Source organism: Streptomyces sp. enrichment culture (assembly GCF_964272855.1).
In the GTDB taxonomy this organism is placed as follows: Bacteria; Actinomycetota; Actinomycetes; order Streptomycetales; family Streptomycetaceae; genus Streptomyces.
Map to the genome: position 1 here is coordinate 5,855,475 of NZ_OZ186847.1, position 23,426 is coordinate 5,878,900.

Here is a 23,426-nt window from a genome sequence, read left to right on the forward strand (position 1 = left end):
TACTCAAGGGACGCATGAACAAGGCAGTGAACGACGAGGTCTGGTCCGGCAGCTGGGTCGCCCGGCGGCTGGGTGTCGAACTCGCGGGCGACGACACGCTGACCGACCTGCTCGGGCTGGCGCTGCGCCGCAACCCCAAGCGGGCCCATCTGCTCGTGTCGAACGTGCTCGGCAAGCACGTACCGCAGGCACCCTCCGTGGTGTACGGCCACGGGGTCGCGCTCGGCCGCCGGGTGCGGGAGCTGCTGGGCGACGACGCGGCCCGCGAGGCGGTCGTCCTCGGCTACGCGGAGACCGCGACGGGCCTCGGCCACTCGGTCGCCGACGGTGTGGGCCTCGCGCCGTATCTGCACTCCACCCGCCGCCCGGTCGCCGGGGTCGCGCGGGCGGGCGGCTTCGAGGAGTCCCACTCGCACGCCACCTCCCATCTGCTGCTCCCCGAGGACCCCGGCCTGCTCGCCGGGGACGGCCCGCTGGTCCTGGTCGACGACGAGTTCTCCACCGGCAACACGGTCCTGAACACCATCCGCGAGCTGCATGCCCGCTACCCGCGCAAGCGGTACGTCGTGGTCGCCCTGGTCGACATGCGCTCCCCGGCCGACGCGGGCCGCCTGGACGACTTCGCGCGGGAGATCGACGCGCGGGTGGACCTCGTCACGGCGGCCAGGGGCACCGTGAAGCTCCCGGACGGCGTCCTGGAGAAGGGCCAGGAACTGGTGGCAAGGTTCGAGGACTCCCACCCGGGGGCGCGGGGCAGTGACATGTCCGGCTCCGCCGCGTCGGCGCGAACAGCCGCAGACGGCCCGCAGATGCCCGACAACCATGCGACCCGAGTCGACCTGCGCTGGCCCCCCGGCCTCCCCGACGGCGGCCGCCACGGCTTCACCCCCCGGCACCGGGCCCGCCTGGAAGCCGCGTTGTCCGCCATGGCCGCGCGAATAGCCGAGGCGCTGCCGAAGGACGCCCGCCGCGTGCACATCCTCGGCTTCGAGGAGCTGATGTACACCCCGCTGCGCCTCGCCCACGAGCTGGAGCGGCTTCTCGACGGCACGGAGATACGGTTCTCCACCACCACCCGCTCACCCGTCCTCGCCGTCGACGACCCCGGCTACGCCATCCGCACCCGCCTGGTCTTCCCCGCCCACGACGACCCGGCCGACGGCCCCGGCGACCGCTACGCCTACAACGTGGCCGGTGCCGGCTTCGACGCGGTGGTCGCCGTCGTCGACTCGGCCGCCGACACCCCCGCGCTGCACGCCCCCGACGGCCTGCTCGCCCGGCTCGCCGGGCACACCCCGCACGTCCTGCTCACGGTCGTCCCCTCGTACGTCCCCGGGGCCGCGCCCGCCCCCGAAAGGCCTGCCATGCTGCCCGAGCCCCTTCGCGGCCCCGCCTTCTCCTCGTACGCGCCCGACGAGGTCGGCTGGCTCCTGCAGGACCTGTCGGACGTCACGCTGGAGGCGCCGACCGAGGAGCGCGAGGAGGCCATCCAGAGCGGCGGCGCGCACTACGCCGAGTCGCTGCCGGTCGAGTACCAGCCCAGCGAGCAGTATCAGCAGCTCTTCCACGCCGCGCTGGACGCGTCCGCGGCCCGCCTCGCCACCGCCGTCGGCGTGGTGACGGAGACCGTGCTCGCCGAACGCTCCCCGCGCCCGGTGCTGGTGTCGCTGGCCCGCGCGGGCACCCCCGTCGGCGTGCTGATGCGCCGCTGGGCGCAGGACCGGCACGGCCTCGACCTGGCGCACTACGCCATCTCCATCGTGCGCGGCCGGGGCATCGACGCCAACGCGCTGCGCTGGCTGGCCGCCCACCACGACCCGGCCGACGTCGTCTTCGTCGACGGCTGGACCGGCAAGGGCGCCATCACCCGCGAACTCGCCGCCGCGCTCGACGAGTTCGAGCGGGCCGAGGGCGTCACCGGCTTCGACCGGGAGATCGCCGTGCTCGCCGACCCGGGCGCCTGCGTCCGCACGTACGGCACCCGCGAGGACTTCCTGATCCCCTCTGCGTGCCTCAACTCCACGGTCTCCGGGCTGATCTCGCGTACCGTGCTCCGTGCCGACCTGGTCGGCCCGCACGACTACCACGGCGCCAAGTTCTACCGCGAACTCGCCGGCGCCGATGTCTCGGTGGCCTTCCTCGACGCGGTCTCCGCCCGCTTCCCCGAGGTACGGGACACGGTGGACGCGGCGGTCAAGGAACTGCTGGCCGCCGACCGCACCCCCACCTGGGAGGGCTGGGCGGCCGTCGAACGGATCAGCGAGGAGTACGGCATCCACGACGTCAACCTGGTCAAGCCCGGTGTCGGCGAGACCACCCGGGTGCTGCTGCGCCGCGTGCCGTGGAAGATCCTCGCGCGCGCCGGAGCCGGCGCCGACCTGGACCACGTCCGGCTGCTCGCCGAGCAGCGCGGGGTGCCGGTCGAGGAGGTCGCCGACCTGCCCTACACCTGCGTGGGGCTGATCCATCCCCAGTACACGCGCGGCGCGACGGGCGCCGACGGAAAGGCGGTGGCCCTCTGATGCCGGTGCTCGTGGCGAGCGACCTCGACCGTACGCTGATCTACTCCTCCGCGGCCCTCGCGCTGACCATGCCGGACGCGCGGGCACCCCGGCTGCTGTGCGTCGAGGTCCACGAGAGCAAGCCGCTGTCGTACATGACCGAGACCGCGGCCGGGCTGCTCGGCGAGCTCGGGGACGCGGCGGTGTTCGTACCGACCACGACCCGGACGCGCAAGCAGTACCTGCGCATCAACCTGCCGGGACCGCCGCCGAAGTACGCGATCTGCGCCAACGGCGGACATCTCCTGGTCGACGGCGTCTCCGACCCCGCCTGGCACGCCCGGGTGACCGCGCGCCTCGCCGACGAGTGCGCCTCCCTCGACGAGATCCGGGCCCACCTCGCGGCCACCGCCGACCCGGTGTGGGTGCGCAAGCACCGGGTCGCCGAGGACCTGTTCGCCTACCTGGTCGTCGAGCGGGAGCTGCTGCCCGAGGAGTGGGTGAAGGAACTGGCGGTGTGGGCGGAGAACCGCGGCTGGACGGTCTCCCTCCAGGGCCGCAAGCTCTACGCCGTCCCGAAGCCGCTCACCAAGAGCGCGGCCATGCACGAGGTCGCCCGCCGCACCGGCGCCGAGCTGACGCTGGCCGCCGGCGACTCGCTCCTGGACGCCGACCTCCTGCTCGCCGCGGACCGCGGCTGGCGCCCGGGCCACGGAGAACTCGCGGACACCGACTGGACCGCCCCCACGGTCACCGCCCTGCCCGAACGCGGCGTCCTGGCGGGCGAACGCACACTGAGGGAGTTCCTTAAGGCGGTGACGTCTTAGGGACGCCGGAAACCAGCGCCCTAGGGGGTGTCTCGCCGATCAGCTGCAGCACCCCCCGCCGCAACACCCGCCCCCACCGCCACCCGCGCGGGGCGCCGCGGGCGCGGACGCGGAGCCGCCGACCGCCACGGTCGACAACAGCTTCACCGTGTTGTCATGCCCCGCAGGGCACGCCGCGGGGTCGGCGGACTCCGCCATCGGTCGGCTCAGTTCGAACGTGTCGCCGCAGGTCCGGCAGCGGTACTCGTAGCGAGGCATGCGCCCAGATTAACGGCCCGCCTCCGGCGGCTGCAGCCGCTCGGGCCGCATTTCGGCGCGCCGCACCCGGTCCTCGTCGACATCCGTGGCCAGGTCTGGGTGGCGGGCACGGAAGTACGGGTTGTCCCGGGGCAGGGCCGAGCCGACCCGCCCGTACATCCCGAAGGTCATCAGCACCACGCCGTACACGAAGCTGAACAGCACGTTCTGGATGCGGAACGCGAGGAAGTTGTTCTCCGTGCCCAGCAGCCCCAGGTTGAGGAAGCCGCTGAGGATGAAGGCGACTCCGACGACCATGTTGAGCGTCGAAGCGAAGTTGCCGCCGATCACCATGCCGACGAACAGCAGCAGCCCCACGCAGATCGACAGCACGCTCAGCGCGCCGTTGGTGTTCAGGCCGACGACCTGGTCACCGCGCGTGTCGAAGAATCCCACCCGGTCGAGCAGGCCGAGGATGCCGAAGGCGACCAGCACGACGCCCATCAGGCCCGCGCCGATCCGGTACACCTTGTTCAGCCGGTGGTCGACAGGCAGGTGGTCGTTGAAGCTGATTCCTCGCCGCGATCCCTTGTGCACTGCGTGTGCGGCCATATCCGCCTCCCTTCGGGAGCTGATGCGTGGCCGATGGACGGGCCGACGGACGACTCATACGTCCCTTTCGTTCACCAATATCCGCCTGCCCCGGATCACGCGCCACCAAAACAGGTCAGTGGCCGGCGCCCGCCCCGCGCTCCTCGCGGATCAGGGCGACCACCTCCGCGACCGTCTGCCGCACCGCCTCCGTCTCCGTGAGGAAGTGCCAGTAGTCGGGGTGGCGGCCCTCCAGCCCGGCGACGGCGCGCTCCAGGCGGGCCACGGAGTCGTCCAGCGGCCGCGCGTGCCGCGGGTCGGGAGTGTGGCGGCCGGCCATGGCGAGCCGCTGGGCGTCCCGGATGGCGAACCGGGTGCGGTCGATCTCCTGCCGGGGGTCCTTCTGCACGGCGTTCAGCCGCCGCAGCCGGTCCCCCGCGGCGGAGACCGCCTCGTCGGTGGAGTTCAGCAGCGCCCGCGCCGTCGACAGCAGCGCGGTCGCGTCGGGCCAGCGCTGGGCGTCCCGCGCGGTCTGCGCCTCGCGGAGCTTGGCCTCGGCCTGCCGGATGCTCTCCGCGGCCTGCTCGGGCACCCGCTGGAGGTCCTGCCAGCAGGCGAGCGTGAAGCGCCGGCGCAGTTCGCTGAGGATCGGCTCGACCTGGCCGGCCCGGGTGGTCAGGGCCTGCGCGCGCGTCCGCAGGGACACCAGCCGGTGGTCTGTCTCGGCGGCCCGCTCCGGCAGCCGCTCGGCCTCCGCGCGGATCGTCTCGGCCTCCCGGGCGACCCGCTCGGCGCGCTCCAGGGTCTGCGGGACGCCGTGCTGCCCGGCGCCCTGGTTCAGCTTGGTCAACTCGGGGGCGAGGGCGGCGAGCCGGGCGGCGAGGTCGTCGGCCGTGAGCCCGGAGCCCCTGGTGGCGTCCAGCGCGTCGGAGGCGGCGAGCAGGGCCTGCCGGGCGCGTTCGACGGCGGGGGCGAGTCGCGCCAGCTGCGTCTCGGCCTTGCCGAGCAGCGGGCCGAGGCCCTCGGCGAACCGGTCCAGGTCCTGCTTGACCCGGCCCAGCTCGTCCTTGGCGGCGGTGAGTTCGGTGCGGGCCCGGGTGGCGGCGGAGGCCTCCAGGTCGTCGCGGTCGAGGTCGTGGGCGTCGACCGCCTGGATGTAGCGGTGGCTGGCCTCGTCGATGCGCACGCCGAGCGCCTGGAAGTCGGCGGCCGCGCGGCGGGCGGCCGGGGAGTCGTCGACGGCTGCGATGGTCTCGATGGAGATGCGCAGGTCCCGCTGCGCGGTGTCCAGTTCGTAGAACGCGGCGGCGGCGGCGTCCTTCGCGGCCTGCGCCTCCGCCCGCTGGCTCTCGGCCCGGCCGCCGAACCAGCGTCTGGTGCCGCCGCCGGCGAACGCGGCGGGCATCGCGAGCGCGGCGACCAGCGGCAGGGTGATCAGGGCGAGCGTGTCGCGGACCGCGCCGGAGCGCCGGGCGCGGCGCGGGGCTCTCGGTGGGGCGGCGCGGTGGTGCCCGCGCGGCATCGACGGCGAGTACGGCTGCTGCGGTGTCGCCGTCACATCCCTCTCCCGTGCTGTCATCCGCCTTAACCGGTGTCATTCTCCCACCGGTTAAGGACGAACACACGGGCCCGTTAGTTCGCCGTACGGACCGTGACTTTGCCGTCGCCGGTGCGGGCGGACACCAGGTGGTCGCTGGACTCGTCGTGCGGCACGGACACGTCCACCGCGCCGTCGCCGGTCCCGGTGGCCACCCGGTAGGTGGCGCGGGGCAGGTCGATGGTGACGGAGCCGTCGCCGCTGCGGGACTCCACCAGGTCCGGTACGGCGCCCAGTACGAGCCGCACCGAGCCGTCGCCGGTGCGGGCGCGGACCTCGCGGGAGTCGACGTCCGCGCGGATCGACCCGTCGCCGGTGTGCAGCCGCAGCGGGCCGGTGGCGTCCTCGACGCGCACCGAGCCGTCGCCGGTGCGCAGGTCCAGTGGGCCGGTGGTGCCGGTGACGTGGACCGAGCCGTCGCCCGTACGGACGCTCAGCGGGTCCTGGAAGCCGCTCGCCCGGACGCTGCCGTCGCCGTCCTCCACCTTCACGGTGATGCCGCGCGGCACCTCGATGCGGTGCTTGGACGAGCAGTCGGCGACGAACCCCGTGCAGTTCTGCCGCAGCACCAGCCGGTCGCCGTCCTCCATGGCCCAGGTCGTCTCGGGGTCGCCGCCCATCACGACCGAGCCGTCGAACCAGCGGGTGACCTCGACGCGGCCCTCGTCGTGCTCGTCCGCGGCGACGATCTCCAGCGCGGAGTCGTCGGAGTCCACGGTGAGGGTGGTGCCCTCCAGGGTGAACGAGCGGTGCTCGGGGTCCTGGTCGTCGCTCGCCGAGGAGCAGGCGCCGAGCCCCGCGACGAGCAGCGCGACGGCCCCGGCGACGATGGCGGCGCGAGCGGGAACGGTACGGGCCATGGCGGATCTCCCCCTGGGTTCGGGCCGCGCGGCGCGTCACGGGAAACGCGCGGCGACTGCGGTGCCTCTCGACCGTACGGAGCCACGACCCCTCGAAGGATCCGGGACGCTCCCGGATCGTGGGTGGGGATAACCCCCGGACCCGCCGGACGTCCCGCCTCGCACGCCCCCGAGCCGCCCTGCCTCTGAACGGGTTTGCAGGACAGTGCCCCGGGCAAGGTAGGCTGTCGACTCGTTCTCGGGTGCGTAGCTCAGGGGTAGAGCGCCTGCCTTACAAGCAGGATGTCGGCGGTTCGAAACCGTCCGCGCCCACACATGACGAAGACCCCGGCCGCACCGGCCGGGGTCTTCGTCGTCCCAGGCCTCCTCAGGCCTCCTCGGGTCCCTCGGGCGCGTGCTTCAGCGAGGAGCGGGCGTCGACCCGGTCCGGGCCGGTCAGTTCCGACCAGTAGCGGTGGGTGGTGACGAAGACAGCGAGTTCGTGTTCCCGGCGGCGCAGCTTCTCCACCTCGGCCTGTTCGTCGGAGGTCCAGCCGGGGGAGGCGGGGCGTTCCAGCTTGCGCCAGCCGCCGTCGTCGCTGAAGCCGTCAATCGGTTCGACCGACCAGGGGAGGCGCTTCAGCAGGGCCGTCAGCTCGGCCCGGACCTGATGCAGCTCCTCCTGGCCGGCGCGGAGGTCGCTGGGGAAGTCATAGGTCGTAGCCACGCAGCAATGCTACGCCTGTTCGATTTTGGGTCGCGAGTGGCTTCCCTCTATCGGGGTATCAGCGGCGGCGGGTTGACGATTTTCCTGCACAGAATCAGGTCACATCACTTCCTTCCTCCGCAAAAGGAGAAGCACTGTGCGTATCACTGCGAGGATCGTCGCGACCGTCGCCGCCGCCGGAGCCGCCCTGGCCCTGACCGGAACGGCCGCCGTCGCCGCGGAAACCCGGACCCCGGCCGCGGTCGCCGACGTCTGTGAGGACGGCGCGTGCGCCCTGGGTGTTGCCTCCGAGTCGTCCGGCCTCCTGTCCGGCAACGTCGTCCAGGTCCCGGTCGACCTGGACCTGGGCGTGTGCGGCAACTCGATCAACGTGATCGGGCTCCTCGACCCGGCGACGGGCAACTCCTGCGACGAGGCGGAAGAGGAGTGAGACATCCCGTGGGCCCGCCTCCGCTGACGGAGGCGGGCCCACGGGTGTGTGTGGATCAGTGACCGGCGTCGCGCAGGTCCCGTACCAGCTTCTCCGCCACCGGTACGGGGATGCCGTGCCGGTCCGCCGCGCGCAGCAGGGCCCCGCCGATCGCGTCCAGTTCGAGCGGGCGGCCCGCCTCCGCGTCGCGCTGCATGGAGGACCTGGTGGCGGCCGGGAAGGCGTCGTAGCGGGCCATGGCCTGCGCCGGGTCCGCCGGTCCGCCGCAGGCGCGGCTCACCGAGGCGGTCTCCTCGACCAGCGCGGTCAGCTCCTCGCGGCGGTGGGTGCGGATCTCGCCGAGCGGGACGGCGTACCGCGTGGTGAGCAGGGCGAACGGCGCCAGGAACGACATCTTCGCCCACAGCGTCGCCGCCTCGTCGGTCAGCACGCGGGTGGCCGGGCCGGCCGCCGTGAACGCCGCGGCGAGGGCGTCGAGACGGGGGCGCGGGACCGGGTCGCCGGTCAGGTCGACCTCGGCGAAGGGGCTGGCGTGCTGGATCTCGCCGGGGGCGACGCGGGTGGACTCGATGCGGATGGCGGCCGGGGCGACCCGGTCGGCGCGGTAGCGGTCCCGGAGCAGGGCGGGGTGTTCCACGCCGTTGAGGAACGGGACGACCAGGCCGTCGCCGAGCGCGTCGGCCGGCACGCGCGCCAGGGCGGCGTCGAGAGCGGTGTGCTTGACGGTGATCAGGCAGGCGTCGACCGCCTCGCGCAGCCGGGTGTCGGCCTCGACCGCGGCGGTGAAGTCGCCGAAGTGGGGGCTGCGGACGCGGATGCCGCCGGTGCGCAGGGTGCGGGCGGTCTCCTCACCGGACAGGCAGATCACCCGGTTGCCGACGCGGGCGAGCAGGGCGGCGAGGAGGCCGCCGACGCCGCCGGGGCCGAGGACGGCGAAAGTGAGGCCGCCGCGGGAGGCGGGAGGGGGAGTGGGGTGTGCCATGGTGTGGCTCCTCTCGTCGGTCGGCCCCGTGATGGTGGCCGCCTGTGAGGTGATCATGGCAGGGTGGGCGAATCGGCGGTACCGCCCGTTCCACGGTGCGAGACTGGAGCCATGTGCCGGAGTATCAAGACGCTTCGTCCGCCCGTGTTGCCCGAGGAGGCGACGGAGGAGGACATTCGGGCCGCCGCGTTGCAGTACGTGCGGAAGGTGTCCGGCTTCCGGGCGCCGGCCGCGCACAACCGGGAGGTCTTCGACCTGGCGGTCGACGCGATCGCCGAGGCCACGGCCGAGCTGCTGGCGGGCCTGGAGGTGCGGGGCCGGGCCGCCCGCACGGCGGGGTAGCGAGCGGCGCGGGCCGCCCCCCGGATCAGTACCGCTGGGCCTTGGTGATCGCCGCCGTCAGCTGCTGCCCGGCGGGTGTCCGGGTGATGGCGAGCGGCTGCTCCTTGGCGCCGGGGGCCAGGTCCTCCGCGCCGACGTAGCGGGTCTCGACGACCTTGCCGTCGGAGTCGCGGAAGTCGACCTGCACCGCGTAGGACGCGGTCTCGTCCGTGCTGTTGGTGATGTTGACGACGACGGCGAGCAGGTCGCCCGTCTCTGCCCGCGGTTTTCCGGTGAGGGAGACGTCGGCCATGGCGTTGCCCTGGCCGTCGACGTTCTCCAGCTCCCGCTGGGCGGCCGCGTTGGCGCGGGCGACCTCGGCCGAGACCGACGCCTCGAACTCCGAGGCGCGGGCGGAGGCGGAGGAGGCGGCGGCCGAGGCCCGTGCGCGGGCGGACTCCTCCAGTGAGGCGAGGGCGGAGGCCGGTGTGCCGGAGAACGAGGCGGTGTAGGGGCCCGTGGGCGTCGGCCGGGGGGAGGCCTCACCGCCGCCGTCGTCCCCGCCGCACGAGACCAGCGTCGCCGCGCTCGCGGCCGCGACGAGCAGCGCGGCCACCGCGGTGCCGGCCCGGGCCGCCCGTCGCGGTGGTCTCGTCTCCTTCGACGTACGGGCACTCATGCCATCGGTCCTTTCGCCGGGGCTTCCATCGTGCACGCAGCGTCAGTGACCGGCCACTTCACGTCACGGGCGGGATGGCCTCCGGGCCGTCAGGACCGCCGCATCACATACGTGGCCGCCGCCCCCGCCGCGAACAGCGCGAGCACGGACACGCCGGTCGCCAGCCAGGAGGTGCCCAGCCAGTGGGCGCCGAAGTAGCCGAGGGCGACGCTGTAGGTGGCCCACGACAGGCCCGCCAGGGCGGACCAGGGGAGGAAGTCGCGGGCGCGGCGGCGGGCGGCGCCGGCGCCGAGGGAGACCACGGAGCGGCCGGCGGGCGCGAAGCGGGCGAGGACGACGAGGGCGCCGCCGCCTCGGGCCAGTGCGGTGCCGAGACGTTCCTGCGCGAGGCGGAGACGGGGCGAGCGGGCGATGGCGCGGTCCAGCCGCGCGCCGCCGCGCCAGGCGAGGCGGTAGGCGACGAGGTCACCGAGCACGGAGGCGGTGGCGGCGCAGAGGGTGAGGGCGAGGATGTCCGGCACGTCGGGCGGGACCTCGCCGGTCGCCGCGCCGGTGCCCGCGGCGGCGGTCGCCGCCATGATGACCAGCACTCCGCTGGGCAGTACCGGTACGAAGACGTCGAAGAGGATCGACACGGCGACCACCGCGTAGATCCATGGACTGCCGGTCAGCGACCCCACACTCTCCAGCACCGTTACTCCCCGTTGTCCCCCGTAAGCTCCACGAGCCTACGCCTGGGGTGTGACAAGGGGTTCGCGGGGGGCTCGTGTGTTCGGCACGGAGCGTTCCCGAGGGCCGGGGTGCGATGCGGCCCGGGTGTCGCCCCGGGCCGCACCGCGGCCGCTCACGGTCAGGCGGCCACCGGCGTCTTCCGCGCGGCCGGCTCCGCCGTCCCGGACCGCCTGGCGAAGAGCCGGTCCAGGCCGAAGGCGCCGGAGCCGGTGAAGACCAGCAGGAGGAAGGCCCAGCAGAACATCGCGGAGGCCTCGCCACCGTTCTCCAGCGGCCACAGGGCCATGGACTGGTGGACGTCGAAGTACGCGTAGGCCATCGAGCCGGAGGCGATGAACGCCGCGGCGCGGGTGCCGAGGCCCAGCATCACCAGGCCGCCGCCGACGAGCTGGATGACGGCCGCGTACCAGCCGGGCCAGGTGCCGGCGCCGATGGTGCCGCCGTCGCCGCCGGAGGCGCCGCCGAGGACGCCGAACAGGGAGGCGGCGCCGTGGCAGGCGAAGAGGAGGCCGACGACGATGCGGAACAGGCCGATCGCATACGGCTGTGCGCTGTCGAGACGTGCGGACATGTGGGGGCTCCTTCGGTCGGCTGGGCCGGGTGGACCCGTGGGGGAACAGAACCGAGTGGAGCTCCCACGTTAGGTGGGCCTAATCGGTGCTTGCAAGTTCAACATTTAGCCAGAGCTTAGATCTTCACGGGCCGGTCAGCACCGACTCCTCCACCGTCGTCAGCCGCGTCCGGCCGCGCCCGTCCGTCCGCGCGTGCTCCAGTCGCAGCGCCGCCGAACGCCCGTGCAGCGTCAGCGTCATGAGCTGGTTGCCGAACCACGGGCCGCCCGTGCGGCGCCAGTCGACCGGCGGGAGGGGGATCCGCCCGTGCCCGGCGAGCCGGCGCCCCAGGAACCGCGCCGGACCGCTCCAGGCGATCTTGAAGGCGAGGTGCAGCGGTCGCGGGATGGAGTTGTGGACGGGGGAGCAGGTCAGCTGCAGCACCCGGGCGTCGGGGCCGCGCCCGGCCGGCCAGGTGGGCTCGGCCACGTACGCGTGGTGCACGTCCCCGGAGAGCACGCACACCGTCGCGGGCGCCCCGGGCCCCGAGCCCGCCTCGGCGATCAGCTCGGCCAGCGAGGCGAAGGACTCCGGGAAGGCCGCCCAGTGCTCCAGGTCGGCGGCCCGGCGCAGCCGCTCCCCGAACCGGGCCCAGCGCGGGCCCTTCTCGCCCCGGCACAGCGCCGCGTCCCAGCCCTCGGCGTCGTGCATCAGAGGCGGCAGCAGCCAGGGCAGGGAGCTGCCGATGAGCAGGTGGTCGTAGCCGCCGGGGTCGTCCAGCGCCTGTTCGCGCAGCCAGGCGGCCTCGCCGGGGCCGAGCATGGAGCGGGCGCCCTCGTCGAGGACGCGGGCCGCGCGGGTGTCGGCCATCAGCAGCCGGACCCGGCCGAAGTCGCGGCGGTAGCTCCAGCGCGCGGTGGTGTTGTCGGCGTCGGCACGGGCGGCGAAGGCGCGCAGCACGTCGGTGGCGTCGGGCGTGTCGTGCACGGCCGCGAAGAGCGGGTCCTCGGCCAGCTCCGCCGGTGACAGGTTGCCGATGTGCTGGTGGACCCAGTACGACATCAGCCCGCTCAGCAGCCGCTCGCGCCACCAGGAGGTGGCCCGCATGTCGGCGAGCCAGGCGGCGGAGGTGTTCCAGTCGTCGATGACGTCGTGATCGTCGAAGATCATGCAGCTGGGGACGGTGGACAGCAGCCAGCGCACGTCGGGGTCGAGCCACGACTCGTAGTAGAGCCGGGTGTACTCCTCGTAGTCCGCGACCCCGCTGCCCGGCGGTTCGCGCAGGTCGCGGCGGGCGCCCAGCCAGCGGCGGGTGGCCGGGGAGGTCTCGTCGGCGTACACCTGGTCGCCGAGCAGCAGCAGCACGTCGGGCCGTTCGCCCTCGGGGTCGGCGACGAGGCGGGCGGCGAGGGTGTCGAGGGCGTCGGGGCCGACGGGGTCGCTGCCGTGGTCGGGCGGGGCGGCCCAGCGGCAGGAGCCGAAGGCGACGCGCACCGGGTCGTCGGCGAGGCCGGTGCGGATGACGGAGGGCGGGGAGCCGGAGCCGGGGAGCGGCCAGACCCGGGTGCCGTCGAGGATCACCTCGTACGCCGTCGCCGTACCCGGTGTCAGGCCGGTCACCGGCACCAGCGCGTAGTGGTGGCCCGCCACCTGGAAGGTGCGGGCGGTGCCGTGGGCGCCGTCGGCGCAGCGCACCTCGGCGGTGCACGGCCGGCTCGCCTCGACCCAGACGGTCGCGGACGAACCGTCGGCGTATCTCAGCAGTGGCCCCAGGCGCAGTTCCGCCACGTGATCGCCCGCCCTTTCCATGGTCGGCTCACCACCGGGGCGCGGCTCGCCTCCTCCGTCGCCCCGTACGGTACGGAACGACGGAGGCCGGCGGGGCGGTTCCGGCCGGGAAGGTCAGCAGGAGGCGAGGTGGTTCTGCAGCGCGCTCTTCTCGGCGGAGTCGACGGAGAGGCCGTAGTAGTACTTCACCTGCACCCAGGCGCGGACGTAGGTGCAGCGGTAGGCGGTGCGGGACGGCATCCAGGTGGCCGGGTCCTGGTCGCCCTTGGCCTGGTTGACGTCGTCGGTGACGGCGATCAGCTGCGGGCGGGTCAGGTCGTTGGCGAAGGCCTGGCGGCGGGAGGTGGTCCAGCTGTCGGCGCCGGAGTCCCAGGCCTCGGCGAGCGGCACGAGGTGGTCGATGTCGAGGTCGGAGGCGGCGGTCCAGGTGGCGCCGTCGTAGGGGGAGTACCAGCTGCCGCTGACGGCGGCGCAGGCGGAGTCCTGGACGACGTTGGTGCCGTCGCGCTTGAGGACGACCTCGCGGGTGTTGCAGGCGCCGGACTGGGTGATCCAGTGCGGGAAGAGGTCGCGGTCGTAGCCGGTGCGGTCCTCGGCGGCGACGGTGAGGGAGGCGAGGTAGGTGCGGGCGGTGGCCGCGCTGACGGGGGTGGGGAGGGCGGCGGAGGCGGAGGGGGCGTTGAACAGCGCCACGGAGGCGATGAGGGCGCTGAACGCCGCGACTATGCTCAGCCGTCGACGCGCGTAGAACCTGGCCATGTGAACTCCCTTGGAGTGTGGGGGTGTTGGCGTGCGAGCGAGGGAATGCTCGCGGTGGGTTGTTGCCGGCGGATGTGCGTTCGGTGAGAAGTTAGCGACGTGCACATGACAGAACAAGGTTCAGGGTCGAACTTCCTGTCCCGTACGATGGGTGGCGCAGAAGGGGAGTAGCTCTTCGCCGGATCGTCGACATACTGCTCAGCTCGGCTGGGCCGGCGCCCGGAGGCGGGTCCTTCAGGACCGCGCCAGCGAGACCTTCGGCAAGCAGTGCACGCCCGTGCCGTACGGCACGGGCGCCGTGTGCTGTCCTTGCCGAGGTGTCGCCGCGAAGGGCTCAGCACTCTCGGTGGGGGCAGTCCCGACCGATTGAGGAACCTTGATCAGCCTTACCGTGACAGCGCTCGTCTTCGGCGTCGTCTTCCTCGCCGAGCTGCCCGACAAGACCGCCCTGGCCGGCCTCGTCCTGGGCACCCGCTATCGCGCCTCCTACGTCTTCGCGGGCGTCGCCGCCGCCTTCGCCCTGCATGTCGCGCTCGCCGTCGCGGCCGGCAGCGTGCTGACGCTGCTGCCGCAGCAGATCGTGCACGCGCTCACCGGTGTGCTCTTCCTGGGCGGCGCGGCGGTGCTGCTGATGAAGAAGGACGAGGACGAGGACGAGGTCCGCAAGCCGGAGAACCAGTCCTTCTGGAAGGTCGCCGGGTCCGGCTTCATGCTGATCCTCGTCGCCGAGTTCGGCGATCTCACGCAGATCATGACGGCGAACCTCGCGGCCCGCTACGACGACCCGCTCTCCGTCGGCCTGGGCGCGGTGCTGGCGCTGTGGGCGGTGGCCGGGCTCGGCATCGTCGGCGGAAAGGCCCTGATGAAGCGGGTGCCGCTGAAGCTGATCACCAAGGTCGCGGCGATGCTCATGCTGGCGCTCGGCGTGTGGAGCCTGTGGGAGGCGGTGACCGGCTGAGCCCCCGCCGGACGGCTCGCGAGTTGAACGGCAGGTGAAGGTTTCGCCGGGGCGCTGGCGGGATGCCGGATTTGTTTTGTACCGTGGAGAAACAAAGTGGCTCCCGCCCGTTTTCCCTGACCGGCGGGCGGGGCCGCTCTGTTCCCCGGGGGACGCCACCCCTGTGCCCCGCCCCGTTTCCTGGAGCTGCCGATGACGGCCACCACCGTGCTCACCGCCCGCGCCCTCCTGCTCGACATGGACGGCACCCTCGTCAACTCCGACGCCGTGGTCGAACGGATCTGGCGCCGCTGGGCCGACCGGCACGGCCTCGACGGCGACGAGGTGATGAAGGTGGTGCACGGCCGCCAGGGCCACGCCTCCATGGCCGTCCTGCTGCCGGACCGGCCCATGGAGCAGAACCACGCGGACAACGCGCGCATGCTCGCCGAGGAGACCGCCGACATGGACGGTGTCGTCCCCGTCCCCGGCGCCCCCGCCTTCCTGGCCGCCCTGCGCGGCCTCCCGCACGCCCTGGTGACCTCCGCGGACGTCGGCCTGTCCACCGCCCGGATGGCCGCCGCGGGGCTCGGGCTGCCCGACGTCCGGATCACCGCCGAGTCCGTCGGCGTCAGCAAGCCCGATCCCGAGGGCTTCCTCAAGGGCGCCGCCGAACTCGGCATCGCCCCCGCCGACTGCGTCGTCTTCGAGGACTCCGGCGCGGGCATCGCCGCCGGCCGCGCGGCCGGCATGCGTGTCGTGGGCGTCGGCCCGCGCGCCGCCGTCCACGCCCCGGACGTCCACGTCCGGGACCTGACCGAGGTGCGGGTCGAGGACGCGGGGGACGGGACGATCCGCCTGCGCGTCGGCTGAACACGCCCAGCGGGGCCGGGATCAGCTCAGAGCGCGCGGCCGCGCGCGTACCGGCCGGGGGTGGCGCCCACCACGCGCTTGAAGTGCCGGGTGAGGTGCGCCTGGTCGTAGAAGCCGGCCTCGCCGGCCACCTCGGCCGGACGCAGGCCGTCGAGCAGCAGCCGGCGGGCGCGGTCGACCCGGCGGGCCATCAGGTACTGGTGCGGGGCGATGCCGAACGCGCCGGTGAAGGACCGCACCAGATGGGTGGGGTGCGCGTGCAGCAGCCGGGCGGCCTCCTCCAGGGCCAGGCCCGGCACCAGCCGCGCGTCGAGCAGGTCCCGCAGCTCGTGCGCCACTCCCCGGCTCGCCGCAGGGCGGGCCGCGGGAGACCGCGGACGCAGATGGCCGCGCAGGCGCTCGCAGATCAGCGCGAGTCTGCTCTCCGCCTCCAGTTCGTCGCCCCGGTGCCGCAGCGCGGTGTGCAGCCGTCCCACCCGGTGCCGGAGCACCGGATCGGCCAGGTCGGGCGTGTCCACGGCGGGACCGATCAGGCTCTCGTCCAGCCGGGACAGATCCAGGTAGAGCACCCGCTTGCGGAAGCCGTCCGCGGTGGCCGGTGACCCGTTGTGCGGCACCTGCGGCGGAAGCAGCGTGACCGTGCCGTCCGGCGTGCCGTGCTCCCGGCGGTCCAGGTCGTAGCGGACGGCGCCGTCGTCGACGACCAGCAGCGTCCAGGCGTCGTGGACGTGCATCGGGTAGGCGTGCTCGGTGAAGCGGGCGTGGAACACCTCCACCACGCCCGCGACGGGCGGGCGCCACGCCGAGATCTCCTGCCGGGCCACCACGCAAAGAACGTACAAGACGCCCCGCGGGCGCGGTCGGCAGCCTGGGACCATGACGACCGAGAACACCACCGCCCCCGTCCGCTTCGACACCAAGATCGCCGTACTGCTCCGCGCGGACCTGGAGACCTGGCAGCGGCTGAACGTGACGGCGTTCCTGGTCAGCGGCCTCGGCTCGGAGCTGCCGGAGCTGATCGGGGAGCCGTACGCCGACGCCGACGGCACCCCCTACCTGCCGATGTTCCGCCAGCCCGTGCTGGTCTTCGAGGGAACCAAGGAGACGCTGACCGCGGCCCACGAGCGGGCCCTCGCGCGTGCCCTGCCCAGGGCCGTGTTCACCTCGGACCTGTTCGCCACCGGCAACGACCGTGACAACCGCGCGGCGGTCCGCGCGGTGCCGGGCGGGCGGCTGGACCTCGTCGGCATCGCCGTGCACGGGCCGCGCAACGCCGTGGACAAGGTCCTCAAGGGCGCCCGCATGCACCCGTAGCGCGGACCGCTCGGCCCGCCGCGGAACCTACGGCTCCCGCGTCTCCGTCTCCAGCAGCTGGCGCGTCTTCGCCCCGTACACGTTCAGCTCGTCCTGGAGACCCCGGGACCACTGGTAGTTGCGCAGGGCGTCCTCGACGCGGTTGGTGAAGACGCCGTGCGGCTCGTCGTTGTACAGGTACAGCTGGCGCAGCCGCAGCTGGAGTTCCGTGACCTCCGGGCCCCGGTCGCCGCGCCGCAGCACGGGACCCTGCTCCGGGGCGGGCGACGCGGTCGCGCTGTCCGTCGTCGCCGACCGGGTGGGCGTCGGCGTCTCGGTCGGCGTGGGCGTGGGGGAGACACTGCTCGTGGACGGGGACGGCGACGGGGAAGGGCTCGCGCTCGCCGAGGGGGACGGCGAGGCGGACGACGCGGGCGACGCCGAGGCGCCGGGGTTCGCCGTGGCCGGGCGGGACGCCTCGCTGGTGCGGGCCTCCGGCACGGCCTCGCGCACGTCCTGTGGCAGCGCGGTGTCCCGGGACGGCTTGTCGTACGAGAACAGGCCGCTCGCCAGCCCGGCCGCCGCGACGACGGCGACCACCGCGCCGGCCACGCCGAGCAGCACGGTCCGGCGTCGGCGCCGGGCGTGCGGCTCCTCCGGGCCGGTGGCGCCGGTCTCCGGCCGCGGCGCGTCCTCGAACAGGTCGAGGTCGTCCGTGCTGGGCGCGGAGGGCGGCGGGGCCAGCGGGGTGGGCAGCACCGTGGTGACCGGCTCGGGCTCGACGGGGCGCAGCGGCATCGTCAGCTCCGCGTCCGCGGGCTCCGCGTCCGCCGGGCGCTCGCCGGTGCCGTCCAGGTCGACGTACGGGCGTATGCGCAGCGGGTCGAAGTCCTCCGCCGCCGCCTGTTCCGCCGTACGGGCGTCGCGCAGCGCGTCTGACGCCCGCCGGCCGCAGGCACACGACGGCGTGTTGCCCGCCCCCCGCGCTGCCCCGCACTCCGGGCACGCATGCCCCTTCGGCTCCGCCACGCGTCCGTCCCCTCCCTAAGAACTCCAGAAATTATGCAGATTCCGTGGAGGTTGAGGTCGCCCGCCCGGGTATTCGACAGGGGTCCAAACGGACTCGACAGGCCATAACGAGTCACACCGATCACGATGGAAAGGTGTCAGCCGAGCCTCGGGAGGTCTTCATGGCCGAGGATGCGCGCAGCCCCGCCGCTCAGACACGCGGCCCGCAGCGCGGGGTGAACGCCCCTGAGCACGTCTCCGGCGACGTACTGGTCTCGATCGGCGCGCTGCTGCTGGGAATGCTGCTCGCCGCGCTCGACCAGACGATCGTCTCGACCGCGCTGCCCACCATCGTCAGCGAGCTGGGCGGCCTGGACCACCTGTCGTGGGTGGTCACCGCCTATCTGCTGGCGTCCACCGCGGCGACACCGCTGTGGGGGAAGCTGGGCGACCAGTACGGGCGCAAACGGCTCTACCAGACCGCCATCGTGATCTTCCTCATCGGCTCGGCGCTGTGCGGCCTCGCACAGAACATGCCACAGCTGATCGCGTTCCGCGCGTTGCAGGGCCTCGGCGGCGGCGGACTGCTCGTGCTGTCCATGGCCGTCGTCGGCGACCTGGTGCCGCCCCGCGACCGGGGCCGCTACCAGGGCCTGTTCGGCGCGGTCTTCGGCGCGACCAGCGTCCTCGGCCCGCTGCTCGGCGGCCTCTTCACCGAGCATCTGAGCTGGCGCTGGGTCTTCTACATCAACCTGCCGGTCGGCGTCGTCGCGCTCGCCGTGATCGCCGCCGTGCTGCACATCCCGCACCGCGCCACCAAGCACGTCATCGACTACCTCGGCACCTTCCTCATCGCCGCCGTCGCCACCTGCCTGGTCCTGGTGGCCTCCCTCGGCGGCACCACCTGGAGCTGGGCATCGCCGCAGATCGTCGGCCTGGCGGTGCTCGGCGTGGTGCTCGCGGTGGTGTTCGTCGCGGTGGAGCGGCGGGCGGTCGAACCGGTGCTGCCGCCGAAGCTGTTCCGGATCCGCACCTTCACCCTGTCCGCGGTCATCAGCCTCGTCGTCGGCTTCGCCATGTTCGGCGCGATGACCTACCTGCCGACGTTCCTCCAGGTCGTGCGGGGCGTCTCACCTACCATGTCCGGCGTCCACATGCTGCCGATGGTGCTGGGCCTGCTGCTGGCGTCGACGGCGTCCGGACAGATCGTCAGCCGCACCGGCCGCTGGAAGGTGTTCCCGATCGCGGGCACCGGCATCACCACGCTCGGCCTGCTGCTGCTCAGGCAACTCGACGAGCACAGCTCGGACGCGCAGATCAGCGGCTTCTTCTTCGTCTTCGGACTGGGACTCGGCCTGGTCATGCAGGTGCTGGTGCTGATCGTGCAGAACGCCGTGTCGTACGAGGACCTGGGCGTCGCCACCTCGGGCGCGACCTTCTTCCGGTCGATCGGGGCCGCGTTCGGCGTGGCCGTGTTCGGCACCGTCTTCGCGGGCCGCCTCGGCGACAAGCTCACCGCCGCCCTGCGCGGCGCCGAACTGCCGCCCGGCGTCTCCGTGACCGGCCTGGAGGCCGACCCGCGGGGCCTGGCCGAACTGCCGGCGCAGCTGCGGCCGGCGGCCCTGCACGCCTACGCGACGGCCATCACCGACGTCTTCCTGTACGCCGCGCCGGTCGCCCTCGTCGGGTTCGTGCTGGCCTGGTTCCTCAAGGAGGACCGGCTGCGCGCCTCCGTCACCGCGCCCGACGGGACGGAGACGCTGGCCAGCAACCCGGTCGAACGGTCCTCGTACGACGAGGTGTGCCGGGCGCTGTCGGTGCTGGGCACCCGCGAGGGACAGCACGAGGTGTACCGGAAGATCACCGCGCGGGCGGGCTACGACCTGCTGCCCGCGGCGAGCTGGCTGCTGCTGCGGATGAAACGGTACGGCTGGGTGGAGCCCGGCGTGCTCGCCGAGCGCACCAGCGTGCCGCTGGGCATCGTCCTGGACGGCGCCCGCCAGGTCGAGGAGCGGCGGCTCGCCGTCCGCGACGGCATCGACCTCGTCCTCACCGACCAGGGCCGCGAGGTCGCCGAACGGCTGGCACAGGCGCGCGAGGAGTCGCTGGCCGAACTGCTGGGCGACTGGTGGGGACCCGACCGGCCGACCGATCTCGTCCAGCTGGTGCGGGAGCTGAACGGTGAACTGTGCGGCTCGACCCGCGAACAGCCGCATGACGAGCGCCCGGTGCCGAGGTTCAGCTGAGCGACTTGGCGAACCAGTGCTCGGCGTACGGCTCCGCGTTGTGCGGGGCGGTCTCCGCGTAACCGAGGCGGGCGTACAGCGCGCGGGCCTCCACCAGATCGCCGCGCGTGTCGAGGACCAGCCGGTGAGCGCCGAGCGCGCGGGCCGCGTCCTCGGCGGCGGCCACCAGCAGGGCGGCACCGCCCTTGCCGCGCAGCTCCGGCAGCACGAACACCCGCGTCAGCTCGGCCACCGACGCCTCCGCGGTGCGCCGTACGCCCGCGGTGCCGGCGGGCGTGCCGCCGTACCGGGCGACCAGCAGCCGCCCCTCCGGCGGGGTGAGCCCGCCCGACGCCCCCGCAGCGATCTCCCGCTCCAGCTCGTCCGGGTCGGTGCGGCGGTCCTCGTGCAGCAGGTACCAGCGGTCGCTGACCTCCGTGTAGTACGCCCGCCAGAGCGCGGTCGCGACAGGGGAGTCGACGGGTTCGGAAGTGACGGTCCAGGCCGTCGTCGGCTGTGGCATGGGGGTCATTCTCGTACGCAGCCCTGCCGTTTGGGCGGGGGCCCCTGGGCAACCCGGTCAGCGTTCCGAGAACCCGGAGGGCAACCGAATGTCCACAGGCTTGATCGTTGCTTTGATCGTGATCGGGGCGGTCGTCGTCATCGGCGCGGCCGTCCTGCTGATGCAGCGCCGGGGCGCGACCGGCGGGCGGGACCTGAAGCGGCGCTTCGGTCCCGAGTACGAGCGGGCCGTCGCCCGGCACGACGGAGACACCAAGGCCGCCGAGCGGGAACTCGCAGGACGGGTCGAACGCCACGGCGGTCTGCGTGAGCGCCCGCTGGAGGCGGGCGAGCGCGGCGAGTTCGAGGCGCGCTGGCAGGCGGCGCAGGAGCGGTTCGTCGACTCGCCGCGGCAGGCGGTGACCGAGGCGGACCTGCTGCTCGCCGAACTGGCCGGGGCGCGTGGCTTCCCGGACGGCGGGCAGTACGAGGAACAGCTCGCCGCGCTGTCCGTGCACCACGCCGCCCATGTCCACGGCTACCGGCGGGTCCACCGCCTGGCCCGCGCCGACGGCGGTACGGGGCACGCCGAGCAGGGCACGACCGAGGAGATGCGCGAGGCGATGGTAGAGGCCCGCGCGCTGTTCGAGGACCTGGTGTCCCCGAACCGCCGGGACCACGACGAGCCCGGCGACCGCCGCCCGCCGTCCCACGCCCGCCGCGGCCGGTCCCACCTGCCGTGGGGCTTCACCCGGCATCACGCCAAGGGGAGTTGAGCCATATGACCGAGGTGCCGCACACGCACAGCGGCGGCGAGGACGAGCGCAGGATGCCGGGCGGCGGCGGAATGCCGCAGGTCCCGGGGGAGCAGGTGTCCGGTGGGATGCCGCAGGGCTCGGGCGGGCAGGTGTCCGGTGGGATGCCGCCGGTCCCCGGCGGGCACGTGCCCCCGGAGATGCCGCAGACTGCCGCCGGTGGTCCGGCCCAAGCCCCCGCCGGGGCGCCGGGGCCCACCGCGGCCGGAGCGCGGCGGCAGTCCGGCGTGGAGGCAGGCGCCCCGCGCGCGGAGAAGGCGTCGCATCTGGCGCCGCTGCTGGCGCGTGGTGAGACGGACAAGCTCGCGGAGCGGCTGCAGCACGCGGTGACCGGATTCGTGGATGGCCCGCGGGCCGCCGTGGAGGAGGCCGACCACGTGCTGGAGGAGATCGCGGACCGCTTCACGCAGGCGGTCACCCAGCGGCGGCGCACCCTGCGCCGCTCCTGGGAGGAGACCGACGAGGCCACCCCGCCGTCGTCCGACACCGAGCGCCTGAGGCTGGCGCTGAAGGACTACCGCGAGCTGGCCGACCGGCTCCTGCACCACTGACCCGGCCGCGAGCCGGCCCGCCGGTCAGTCCGCCGCCCGGCCCTCCCGCCACCGGCGTACGACGTCCTCGACGTCGTACGGCTTGAGTCCCAGCGGGGGGCCGGGCGGCGGCTTGTACATCATGTCGCGGATCTTCACGTTGACCGCCTCGACGATCTTCCGGGCGGCCCGCTCGGAGGGTGCGGTGACGGCCGCCAGCAGCGCGTCCTCCGCCTCCTTGCGCAGCGCCAGCGTCGGCGGCAGCACGGAGACGCCCTCGCGGGCCAGCTTCCGCTTGATCCACCACTGTTCGTCGTACGCGGCCTCGACATCGCTCGGCAGCGGCTTCCCCGCGCCCGGCAGCCGCTCGAACTCGCCGCGTGCGGCGGCGTCACGGATCTGCTTGTCGGTCCAGGACTCGAAGCTCACGCCGGGTGGCTTTCGCTCGGTCATGCGGCCATTGTGCCGGACGCCGTACCCCCGGGCGATTTATCATGCGGCGGCGACCGGCCGATCCGGCCGTCGCGCAAGGGCGTTACAGGACGAAGGAGCCGCACGTGCTCGAACTGACCATGGCCTCCGTCTCCGGGGCGGACGCGGGAGCCACGGCCGGCATGCTGATGGCCGACGCGCCGAGCGAGCCGGGAGCCGTGCTGCGGGTGGGCCGCGACAAGTCGGTGTGCCGGCTGGTGACGCCCGACGACTGGCTGTTCGTCTCCAGGGTGCACCTGGAGTTCCTGTACGGCCCGGACGGCGTCTGGCACGTGACGTGGCTGCGCGGCTCCCAGGCCGAGCCGTCCTCCGAGGTCCGGCTCAGGATCGGCGAGCACACGCAGCCGCTGCCGTACGGCGGCACCGTGCCGCTGCCGCGCGGCGGCGACGGCGAGGTGGTCATCCAGGACCGCACCGCCCCGCGCAGCGTCAACGTGGGCTTCTACCACGAGATCTGACGGCCGGCGCGCCGCCGGATCACCCCACCACCCGTGCCACGGCGAACCCGTCGTACCCCTTCGGCCCGACCGTCTGGATCGCCGTTCCGGTCAGCCTCGGGTGGGAGGCGATCAGCTCCAGGGCCGCGCGGGTGCCGCGGACGTCGGGCTCGTCGTCGTCCGGGTCGGCGATCCGCCCGCCGCGCACCACGTTGTCGACGACGATCAGGCTGCCCGCGCGGGTGAGCCGCAACGCCCACTCCACGTAGTGGGCGTTGTTGGCCTTGTCCGCGTCGATGAAGACCAGGTCGAACGGGGGCGGGTTCTCGTCGGCGAGCTGCGGCAGCGTCTCCAGCGCGGCCCCCACCCGCACCTCGACGATCTTCTCCAGACCGGCGCGGGCGATGTTGCGGGCGGCCACCTCGGCGTGCTTGGCGCTGTACTCCAGGGAGATCAGCATGCCGTCGGCGGGCAGCGCGCGGCCGAGCCAGATGGTGCTGTACCCGCCGAGGGTGCCGATCTCGAGGATGGCGCGGGCTCCGGCGACCTGGGCGAGCAGCTGGAGCAGTTTGCCCTGGGGCGCGGTGACGCCGATCGCGGGGAGTCCGGCGGCCTCGCTGTCGCGCAGGGCCGCCTTGAGGGGCTCGTCGTCGGGGGAGAGATGGCTGGAGAAGTACTCGTCGACGGCGTGCCAGGTCTGCGACTCGCTCATGCGCTCCCTGCCTCGAAGGTCGATTAGAAGCCCTAACTAGAT

The 23,426-nt window shown here is 73.5% G+C and carries 27 protein-coding genes and 1 tRNA gene; 12 read left to right on the forward strand and 16 right to left on the reverse strand.

The window, feature by feature from the left end; all coding sequences use genetic code 11:
- Positions 1-14: 14 nt before the first annotated feature.
- Both ACSU6L_RS25815 and ACSU6L_RS25820 read left to right on the forward strand, forming a co-directional pair.
- Positions 15-2,522 carry a phosphoribosyltransferase gene (locus tag ACSU6L_RS25815; protein ID WP_437060473.1) on the forward strand — a complete coding sequence of 836 codons (2,508 nt, stop codon included), beginning with the start codon at positions 15-17 and terminating at the stop codon, positions 2,520-2,522.
- A complete protein-coding gene (locus ACSU6L_RS25820; RefSeq protein ID WP_437060475.1) occupies positions 2,522-3,328 on the forward strand; it encodes an HAD family hydrolase in 807 nt (268 codons plus the stop codon). Before ACSU6L_RS25815 ends, ACSU6L_RS25820 begins: the two co-directional genes overlap by 1 nt.
- A gap of 39 nt (positions 3,329-3,367) precedes the next feature.
- On the opposite strand, the gene ACSU6L_RS25825 is transcribed toward ACSU6L_RS25820, so the two are convergent.
- The 4 genes from ACSU6L_RS25825 to ACSU6L_RS25840 all read right to left on the reverse strand — a co-directional run bounded on the left by ACSU6L_RS25825 (position 3,368) and on the right by ACSU6L_RS25840 (position 6,613).
- Positions 3,368-3,586 (reverse strand): FmdB family zinc ribbon protein, encoded by a 219-nt coding sequence (locus ACSU6L_RS25825; protein ID WP_437060477.1) that lies wholly within the window; start codon positions 3,584-3,586, stop codon positions 3,368-3,370.
- Between the two features lie 9 nt (positions 3,587-3,595).
- Positions 3,596-4,177 (reverse strand): DUF4383 domain-containing protein, encoded by a 582-nt coding sequence (locus ACSU6L_RS25830; protein ID WP_437060479.1) that lies wholly within the window; start codon positions 4,175-4,177, stop codon positions 3,596-3,598.
- Positions 4,178-4,292: 115 nt separating this feature from the next.
- Complete coding sequence (locus tag ACSU6L_RS25835) at positions 4,293-5,714, reverse strand: hypothetical protein (RefSeq protein ID WP_437060481.1); 1,422 nt, start codon at positions 5,712-5,714, stop codon at positions 4,293-4,295.
- A gap of 74 nt (positions 5,715-5,788) precedes the next feature.
- Entirely contained in the window at positions 5,789-6,613 is an 825-nt protein-coding gene (locus tag ACSU6L_RS25840; RefSeq protein WP_437060483.1) for a DUF4097 family beta strand repeat-containing protein, read from the reverse strand.
- 240 nt (positions 6,614-6,853) lie between these two features.
- Here ACSU6L_RS25840 and ACSU6L_RS25845 point away from each other — a divergent pair.
- Positions 6,854-6,925 (forward strand) — tRNA-Val (locus ACSU6L_RS25845).
- Between the two features lie 55 nt (positions 6,926-6,980).
- Here ACSU6L_RS25845 and ACSU6L_RS25850 read toward each other — a convergent pair.
- Complete coding sequence (locus tag ACSU6L_RS25850; RefSeq protein WP_437060485.1) at positions 6,981-7,319, reverse strand: hypothetical protein; 339 nt, start codon at positions 7,317-7,319, stop codon at positions 6,981-6,983.
- A gap of 136 nt (positions 7,320-7,455) precedes the next feature.
- Between ACSU6L_RS25850 and ACSU6L_RS25855 the strand changes: the two genes are divergently transcribed.
- Positions 7,456-7,749, forward strand: a complete 294-nt coding sequence (locus ACSU6L_RS25855) for a chaplin (protein WP_437060487.1) — start codon at positions 7,456-7,458, stop codon at positions 7,747-7,749.
- Positions 7,750-7,804: 55 nt separating this feature from the next.
- Here ACSU6L_RS25855 and ACSU6L_RS25860 read toward each other — a convergent pair whose 3' ends face one another.
- The gene (locus tag ACSU6L_RS25860) at positions 7,805-8,731 is read right to left on the reverse strand and encodes a ketopantoate reductase family protein (RefSeq protein WP_437060489.1); all 927 of its coding nucleotides are present in this window, start codon (positions 8,729-8,731) and stop codon (positions 7,805-7,807) included.
- A 111-nt stretch (positions 8,732-8,842) separates the two neighbouring features.
- Between ACSU6L_RS25860 and ACSU6L_RS25865 the strand changes: the two genes are divergently transcribed.
- Entirely contained in the window at positions 8,843-9,073 is a 231-nt protein-coding gene (locus ACSU6L_RS25865) for a DUF2277 domain-containing protein (RefSeq protein ID WP_073938803.1), read from the forward strand.
- 25 nt (positions 9,074-9,098) lie between these two features.
- Here the strand turns inward: ACSU6L_RS25865 and ACSU6L_RS25870 are convergent, their stop codons facing one another.
- The 5 genes from ACSU6L_RS25870 to ACSU6L_RS25890 all read right to left on the reverse strand — a co-directional run bounded on the left by ACSU6L_RS25870 (position 9,099) and on the right by ACSU6L_RS25890 (position 13,561).
- Positions 9,099-9,731: an FxLYD domain-containing protein gene (locus tag ACSU6L_RS25870; RefSeq protein WP_437060492.1), complete on the reverse strand. Its 633-nt coding sequence runs from the start codon at positions 9,729-9,731 to the stop codon at positions 9,099-9,101.
- Positions 9,732-9,820: 89 nt separating this feature from the next.
- A complete protein-coding gene (locus ACSU6L_RS25875; RefSeq protein ID WP_437060494.1) occupies positions 9,821-10,423 on the reverse strand; it encodes a DedA family protein in 603 nt (200 codons plus the stop codon).
- A gap of 158 nt (positions 10,424-10,581) precedes the next feature.
- Complete coding sequence (locus tag ACSU6L_RS25880; RefSeq protein WP_073938806.1) at positions 10,582-11,034, reverse strand: DoxX family protein; 453 nt, start codon at positions 11,032-11,034, stop codon at positions 10,582-10,584.
- Between the two features lie 124 nt (positions 11,035-11,158).
- Positions 11,159-12,802, reverse strand: a complete 1,644-nt coding sequence (locus tag ACSU6L_RS25885) for an alkaline phosphatase D family protein (RefSeq protein WP_437060496.1) — start codon at positions 12,800-12,802, stop codon at positions 11,159-11,161.
- A gap of 114 nt (positions 12,803-12,916) precedes the next feature.
- Positions 12,917-13,561 (reverse strand): HNH endonuclease family protein, encoded by a 645-nt coding sequence (locus tag ACSU6L_RS25890; protein ID WP_437060498.1) that lies wholly within the window; start codon positions 13,559-13,561, stop codon positions 12,917-12,919.
- Positions 13,562-13,937: 376 nt separating this feature from the next.
- Between ACSU6L_RS25890 and ACSU6L_RS25895 the strand changes: the two genes are divergently transcribed.
- Positions 13,938-14,519: a TMEM165/GDT1 family protein gene (locus ACSU6L_RS25895; RefSeq protein WP_073938809.1), complete on the forward strand. Its 582-nt coding sequence runs from the start codon at positions 13,938-13,940 to the stop codon at positions 14,517-14,519.
- A gap of 192 nt (positions 14,520-14,711) precedes the next feature.
- Positions 14,712-15,371: an HAD-IA family hydrolase gene (locus ACSU6L_RS25900; RefSeq protein WP_437060501.1), complete on the forward strand. Its 660-nt coding sequence runs from the start codon at positions 14,712-14,714 to the stop codon at positions 15,369-15,371.
- A gap of 26 nt (positions 15,372-15,397) precedes the next feature.
- Here ACSU6L_RS25900 and ACSU6L_RS25905 read toward each other — a convergent pair whose 3' ends face one another.
- The gene (locus tag ACSU6L_RS25905; RefSeq protein ID WP_437060503.1) at positions 15,398-16,198 is read right to left on the reverse strand and encodes an AraC family transcriptional regulator; all 801 of its coding nucleotides are present in this window, start codon (positions 16,196-16,198) and stop codon (positions 15,398-15,400) included.
- 49 nt (positions 16,199-16,247) lie between these two features.
- Between ACSU6L_RS25905 and ACSU6L_RS25910 the strand changes: the two genes are divergently transcribed.
- Complete coding sequence (locus tag ACSU6L_RS25910; RefSeq protein WP_437060505.1) at positions 16,248-16,685, forward strand: DUF2000 family protein; 438 nt, start codon at positions 16,248-16,250, stop codon at positions 16,683-16,685.
- Positions 16,686-16,712: 27 nt separating this feature from the next.
- Here ACSU6L_RS25910 and ACSU6L_RS25915 read toward each other — a convergent pair whose 3' ends face one another.
- A complete protein-coding gene (locus ACSU6L_RS25915; RefSeq protein ID WP_437060507.1) occupies positions 16,713-17,693 on the reverse strand; it encodes a peptidoglycan-binding domain-containing protein in 981 nt (326 codons plus the stop codon).
- Between the two features lie 161 nt (positions 17,694-17,854).
- Between ACSU6L_RS25915 and ACSU6L_RS25920 the strand changes: the two genes are divergently transcribed.
- Entirely contained in the window at positions 17,855-19,918 is a 2,064-nt protein-coding gene (locus ACSU6L_RS25920; protein WP_437065065.1) for a DHA2 family efflux MFS transporter permease subunit, read from the forward strand.
- Here the strand turns inward: ACSU6L_RS25920 and ACSU6L_RS25925 are convergent.
- On the reverse strand, positions 19,911-20,420 hold the full coding sequence (locus tag ACSU6L_RS25925; protein ID WP_437060508.1) for a GNAT family N-acetyltransferase: 510 nt from the start codon (positions 20,418-20,420) through the stop codon (positions 19,911-19,913). The genes ACSU6L_RS25920 and ACSU6L_RS25925 overlap by 8 nt on opposite strands.
- Positions 20,421-20,508: 88 nt before the next feature.
- Here ACSU6L_RS25925 and ACSU6L_RS25930 point away from each other — a divergent pair, with 88 nt between their 5' ends.
- A complete protein-coding gene (locus tag ACSU6L_RS25930; protein ID WP_437060510.1) occupies positions 20,509-21,174 on the forward strand; it encodes a hypothetical protein in 666 nt (221 codons plus the stop codon).
- Between the two features lie 5 nt (positions 21,175-21,179).
- Complete coding sequence (locus ACSU6L_RS25935; protein WP_437060512.1) at positions 21,180-21,764, forward strand: hypothetical protein; 585 nt, start codon at positions 21,180-21,182, stop codon at positions 21,762-21,764.
- Between the two features lie 24 nt (positions 21,765-21,788).
- On the opposite strand, the gene ACSU6L_RS25940 is transcribed toward ACSU6L_RS25935, so the two are convergent.
- On the reverse strand, positions 21,789-22,196 hold the full coding sequence (locus ACSU6L_RS25940; RefSeq protein WP_365505866.1) for a DUF1992 domain-containing protein: 408 nt from the start codon (positions 22,194-22,196) through the stop codon (positions 21,789-21,791).
- Between the two features lie 104 nt (positions 22,197-22,300).
- Here ACSU6L_RS25940 and ACSU6L_RS25945 point away from each other — a divergent pair, with 104 nt between their 5' ends.
- Positions 22,301-22,693 (forward strand): hypothetical protein, encoded by a 393-nt coding sequence (locus tag ACSU6L_RS25945; RefSeq protein ID WP_437060514.1) that lies wholly within the window; start codon positions 22,301-22,303, stop codon positions 22,691-22,693.
- Positions 22,694-22,712: 19 nt separating this feature from the next.
- Here the strand turns inward: ACSU6L_RS25945 and ACSU6L_RS25950 are convergent, their stop codons facing one another.
- Positions 22,713-23,384, reverse strand: a complete 672-nt coding sequence (locus ACSU6L_RS25950) for an O-methyltransferase (RefSeq protein WP_437060516.1) — start codon at positions 23,382-23,384, stop codon at positions 22,713-22,715.
- Between the last annotated feature and the right edge of the window lie 42 nt (positions 23,385-23,426).

What these genes read in the sequence shown, in the direction of transcription:
- ACSU6L_RS25815 (WP_437060473.1), top strand. Translation starts at nt 15, where the DNA reads ATGAACAAGGCAGTGAACGACGAGGTCTGGTCCGGCAGCTGGGTCGCC.
- ACSU6L_RS25820 (WP_437060475.1), top strand. Translation starts at nt 2,522, where the DNA reads ATGCCGGTGCTCGTGGCGAGCGACCTCGACCGTACGCTGATCTACTCC.
- ACSU6L_RS25825 (WP_437060477.1), bottom strand. Translation starts at nt 3,586, where the DNA reads ATGCCTCGCTACGAGTACCGCTGCCGGACCTGCGGCGACACGTTCGAA.
- ACSU6L_RS25830 (WP_437060479.1), bottom strand. Translation starts at nt 4,177, where the DNA reads ATGGCCGCACACGCAGTGCACAAGGGATCGCGGCGAGGAATCAGCTTC.
- ACSU6L_RS25840 (WP_437060483.1), bottom strand. Translation starts at nt 6,613, where the DNA reads ATGGCCCGTACCGTTCCCGCTCGCGCCGCCATCGTCGCCGGGGCCGTC.
- ACSU6L_RS25860 (WP_437060489.1), bottom strand. Translation starts at nt 8,731, where the DNA reads ATGGCACACCCCACTCCCCCTCCCGCCTCCCGCGGCGGCCTCACTTTC.
- ACSU6L_RS25865 (WP_073938803.1), top strand. Translation starts at nt 8,843, where the DNA reads ATGTGCCGGAGTATCAAGACGCTTCGTCCGCCCGTGTTGCCCGAGGAG.
- ACSU6L_RS25870 (WP_437060492.1), bottom strand. Translation starts at nt 9,731, where the DNA reads ATGAGTGCCCGTACGTCGAAGGAGACGAGACCACCGCGACGGGCGGCC.
- ACSU6L_RS25880 (WP_073938806.1), bottom strand. Translation starts at nt 11,034, where the DNA reads ATGTCCGCACGTCTCGACAGCGCACAGCCGTATGCGATCGGCCTGTTC.
- ACSU6L_RS25890 (WP_437060498.1), bottom strand. Translation starts at nt 13,561, where the DNA reads ATGGCCAGGTTCTACGCGCGTCGACGGCTGAGCATAGTCGCGGCGTTC.
- ACSU6L_RS25900 (WP_437060501.1), top strand. Translation starts at nt 14,712, where the DNA reads ATGACGGCCACCACCGTGCTCACCGCCCGCGCCCTCCTGCTCGACATG.
- ACSU6L_RS25910 (WP_437060505.1), top strand. Translation starts at nt 16,248, where the DNA reads ATGACGACCGAGAACACCACCGCCCCCGTCCGCTTCGACACCAAGATC.
- ACSU6L_RS25920 (WP_437065065.1), top strand. Translation starts at nt 17,855, where the DNA reads ATGGCCGAGGATGCGCGCAGCCCCGCCGCTCAGACACGCGGCCCGCAG.
- ACSU6L_RS25925 (WP_437060508.1), bottom strand. Translation starts at nt 20,420, where the DNA reads ATGCCACAGCCGACGACGGCCTGGACCGTCACTTCCGAACCCGTCGAC.
- ACSU6L_RS25930 (WP_437060510.1), top strand. Translation starts at nt 20,509, where the DNA reads ATGTCCACAGGCTTGATCGTTGCTTTGATCGTGATCGGGGCGGTCGTC.
- ACSU6L_RS25935 (WP_437060512.1), top strand. Translation starts at nt 21,180, where the DNA reads ATGACCGAGGTGCCGCACACGCACAGCGGCGGCGAGGACGAGCGCAGG.
- ACSU6L_RS25940 (WP_365505866.1), bottom strand. Translation starts at nt 22,196, where the DNA reads ATGACCGAGCGAAAGCCACCCGGCGTGAGCTTCGAGTCCTGGACCGAC.
- ACSU6L_RS25950 (WP_437060516.1), bottom strand. Translation starts at nt 23,384, where the DNA reads ATGAGCGAGTCGCAGACCTGGCACGCCGTCGACGAGTACTTCTCCAGC.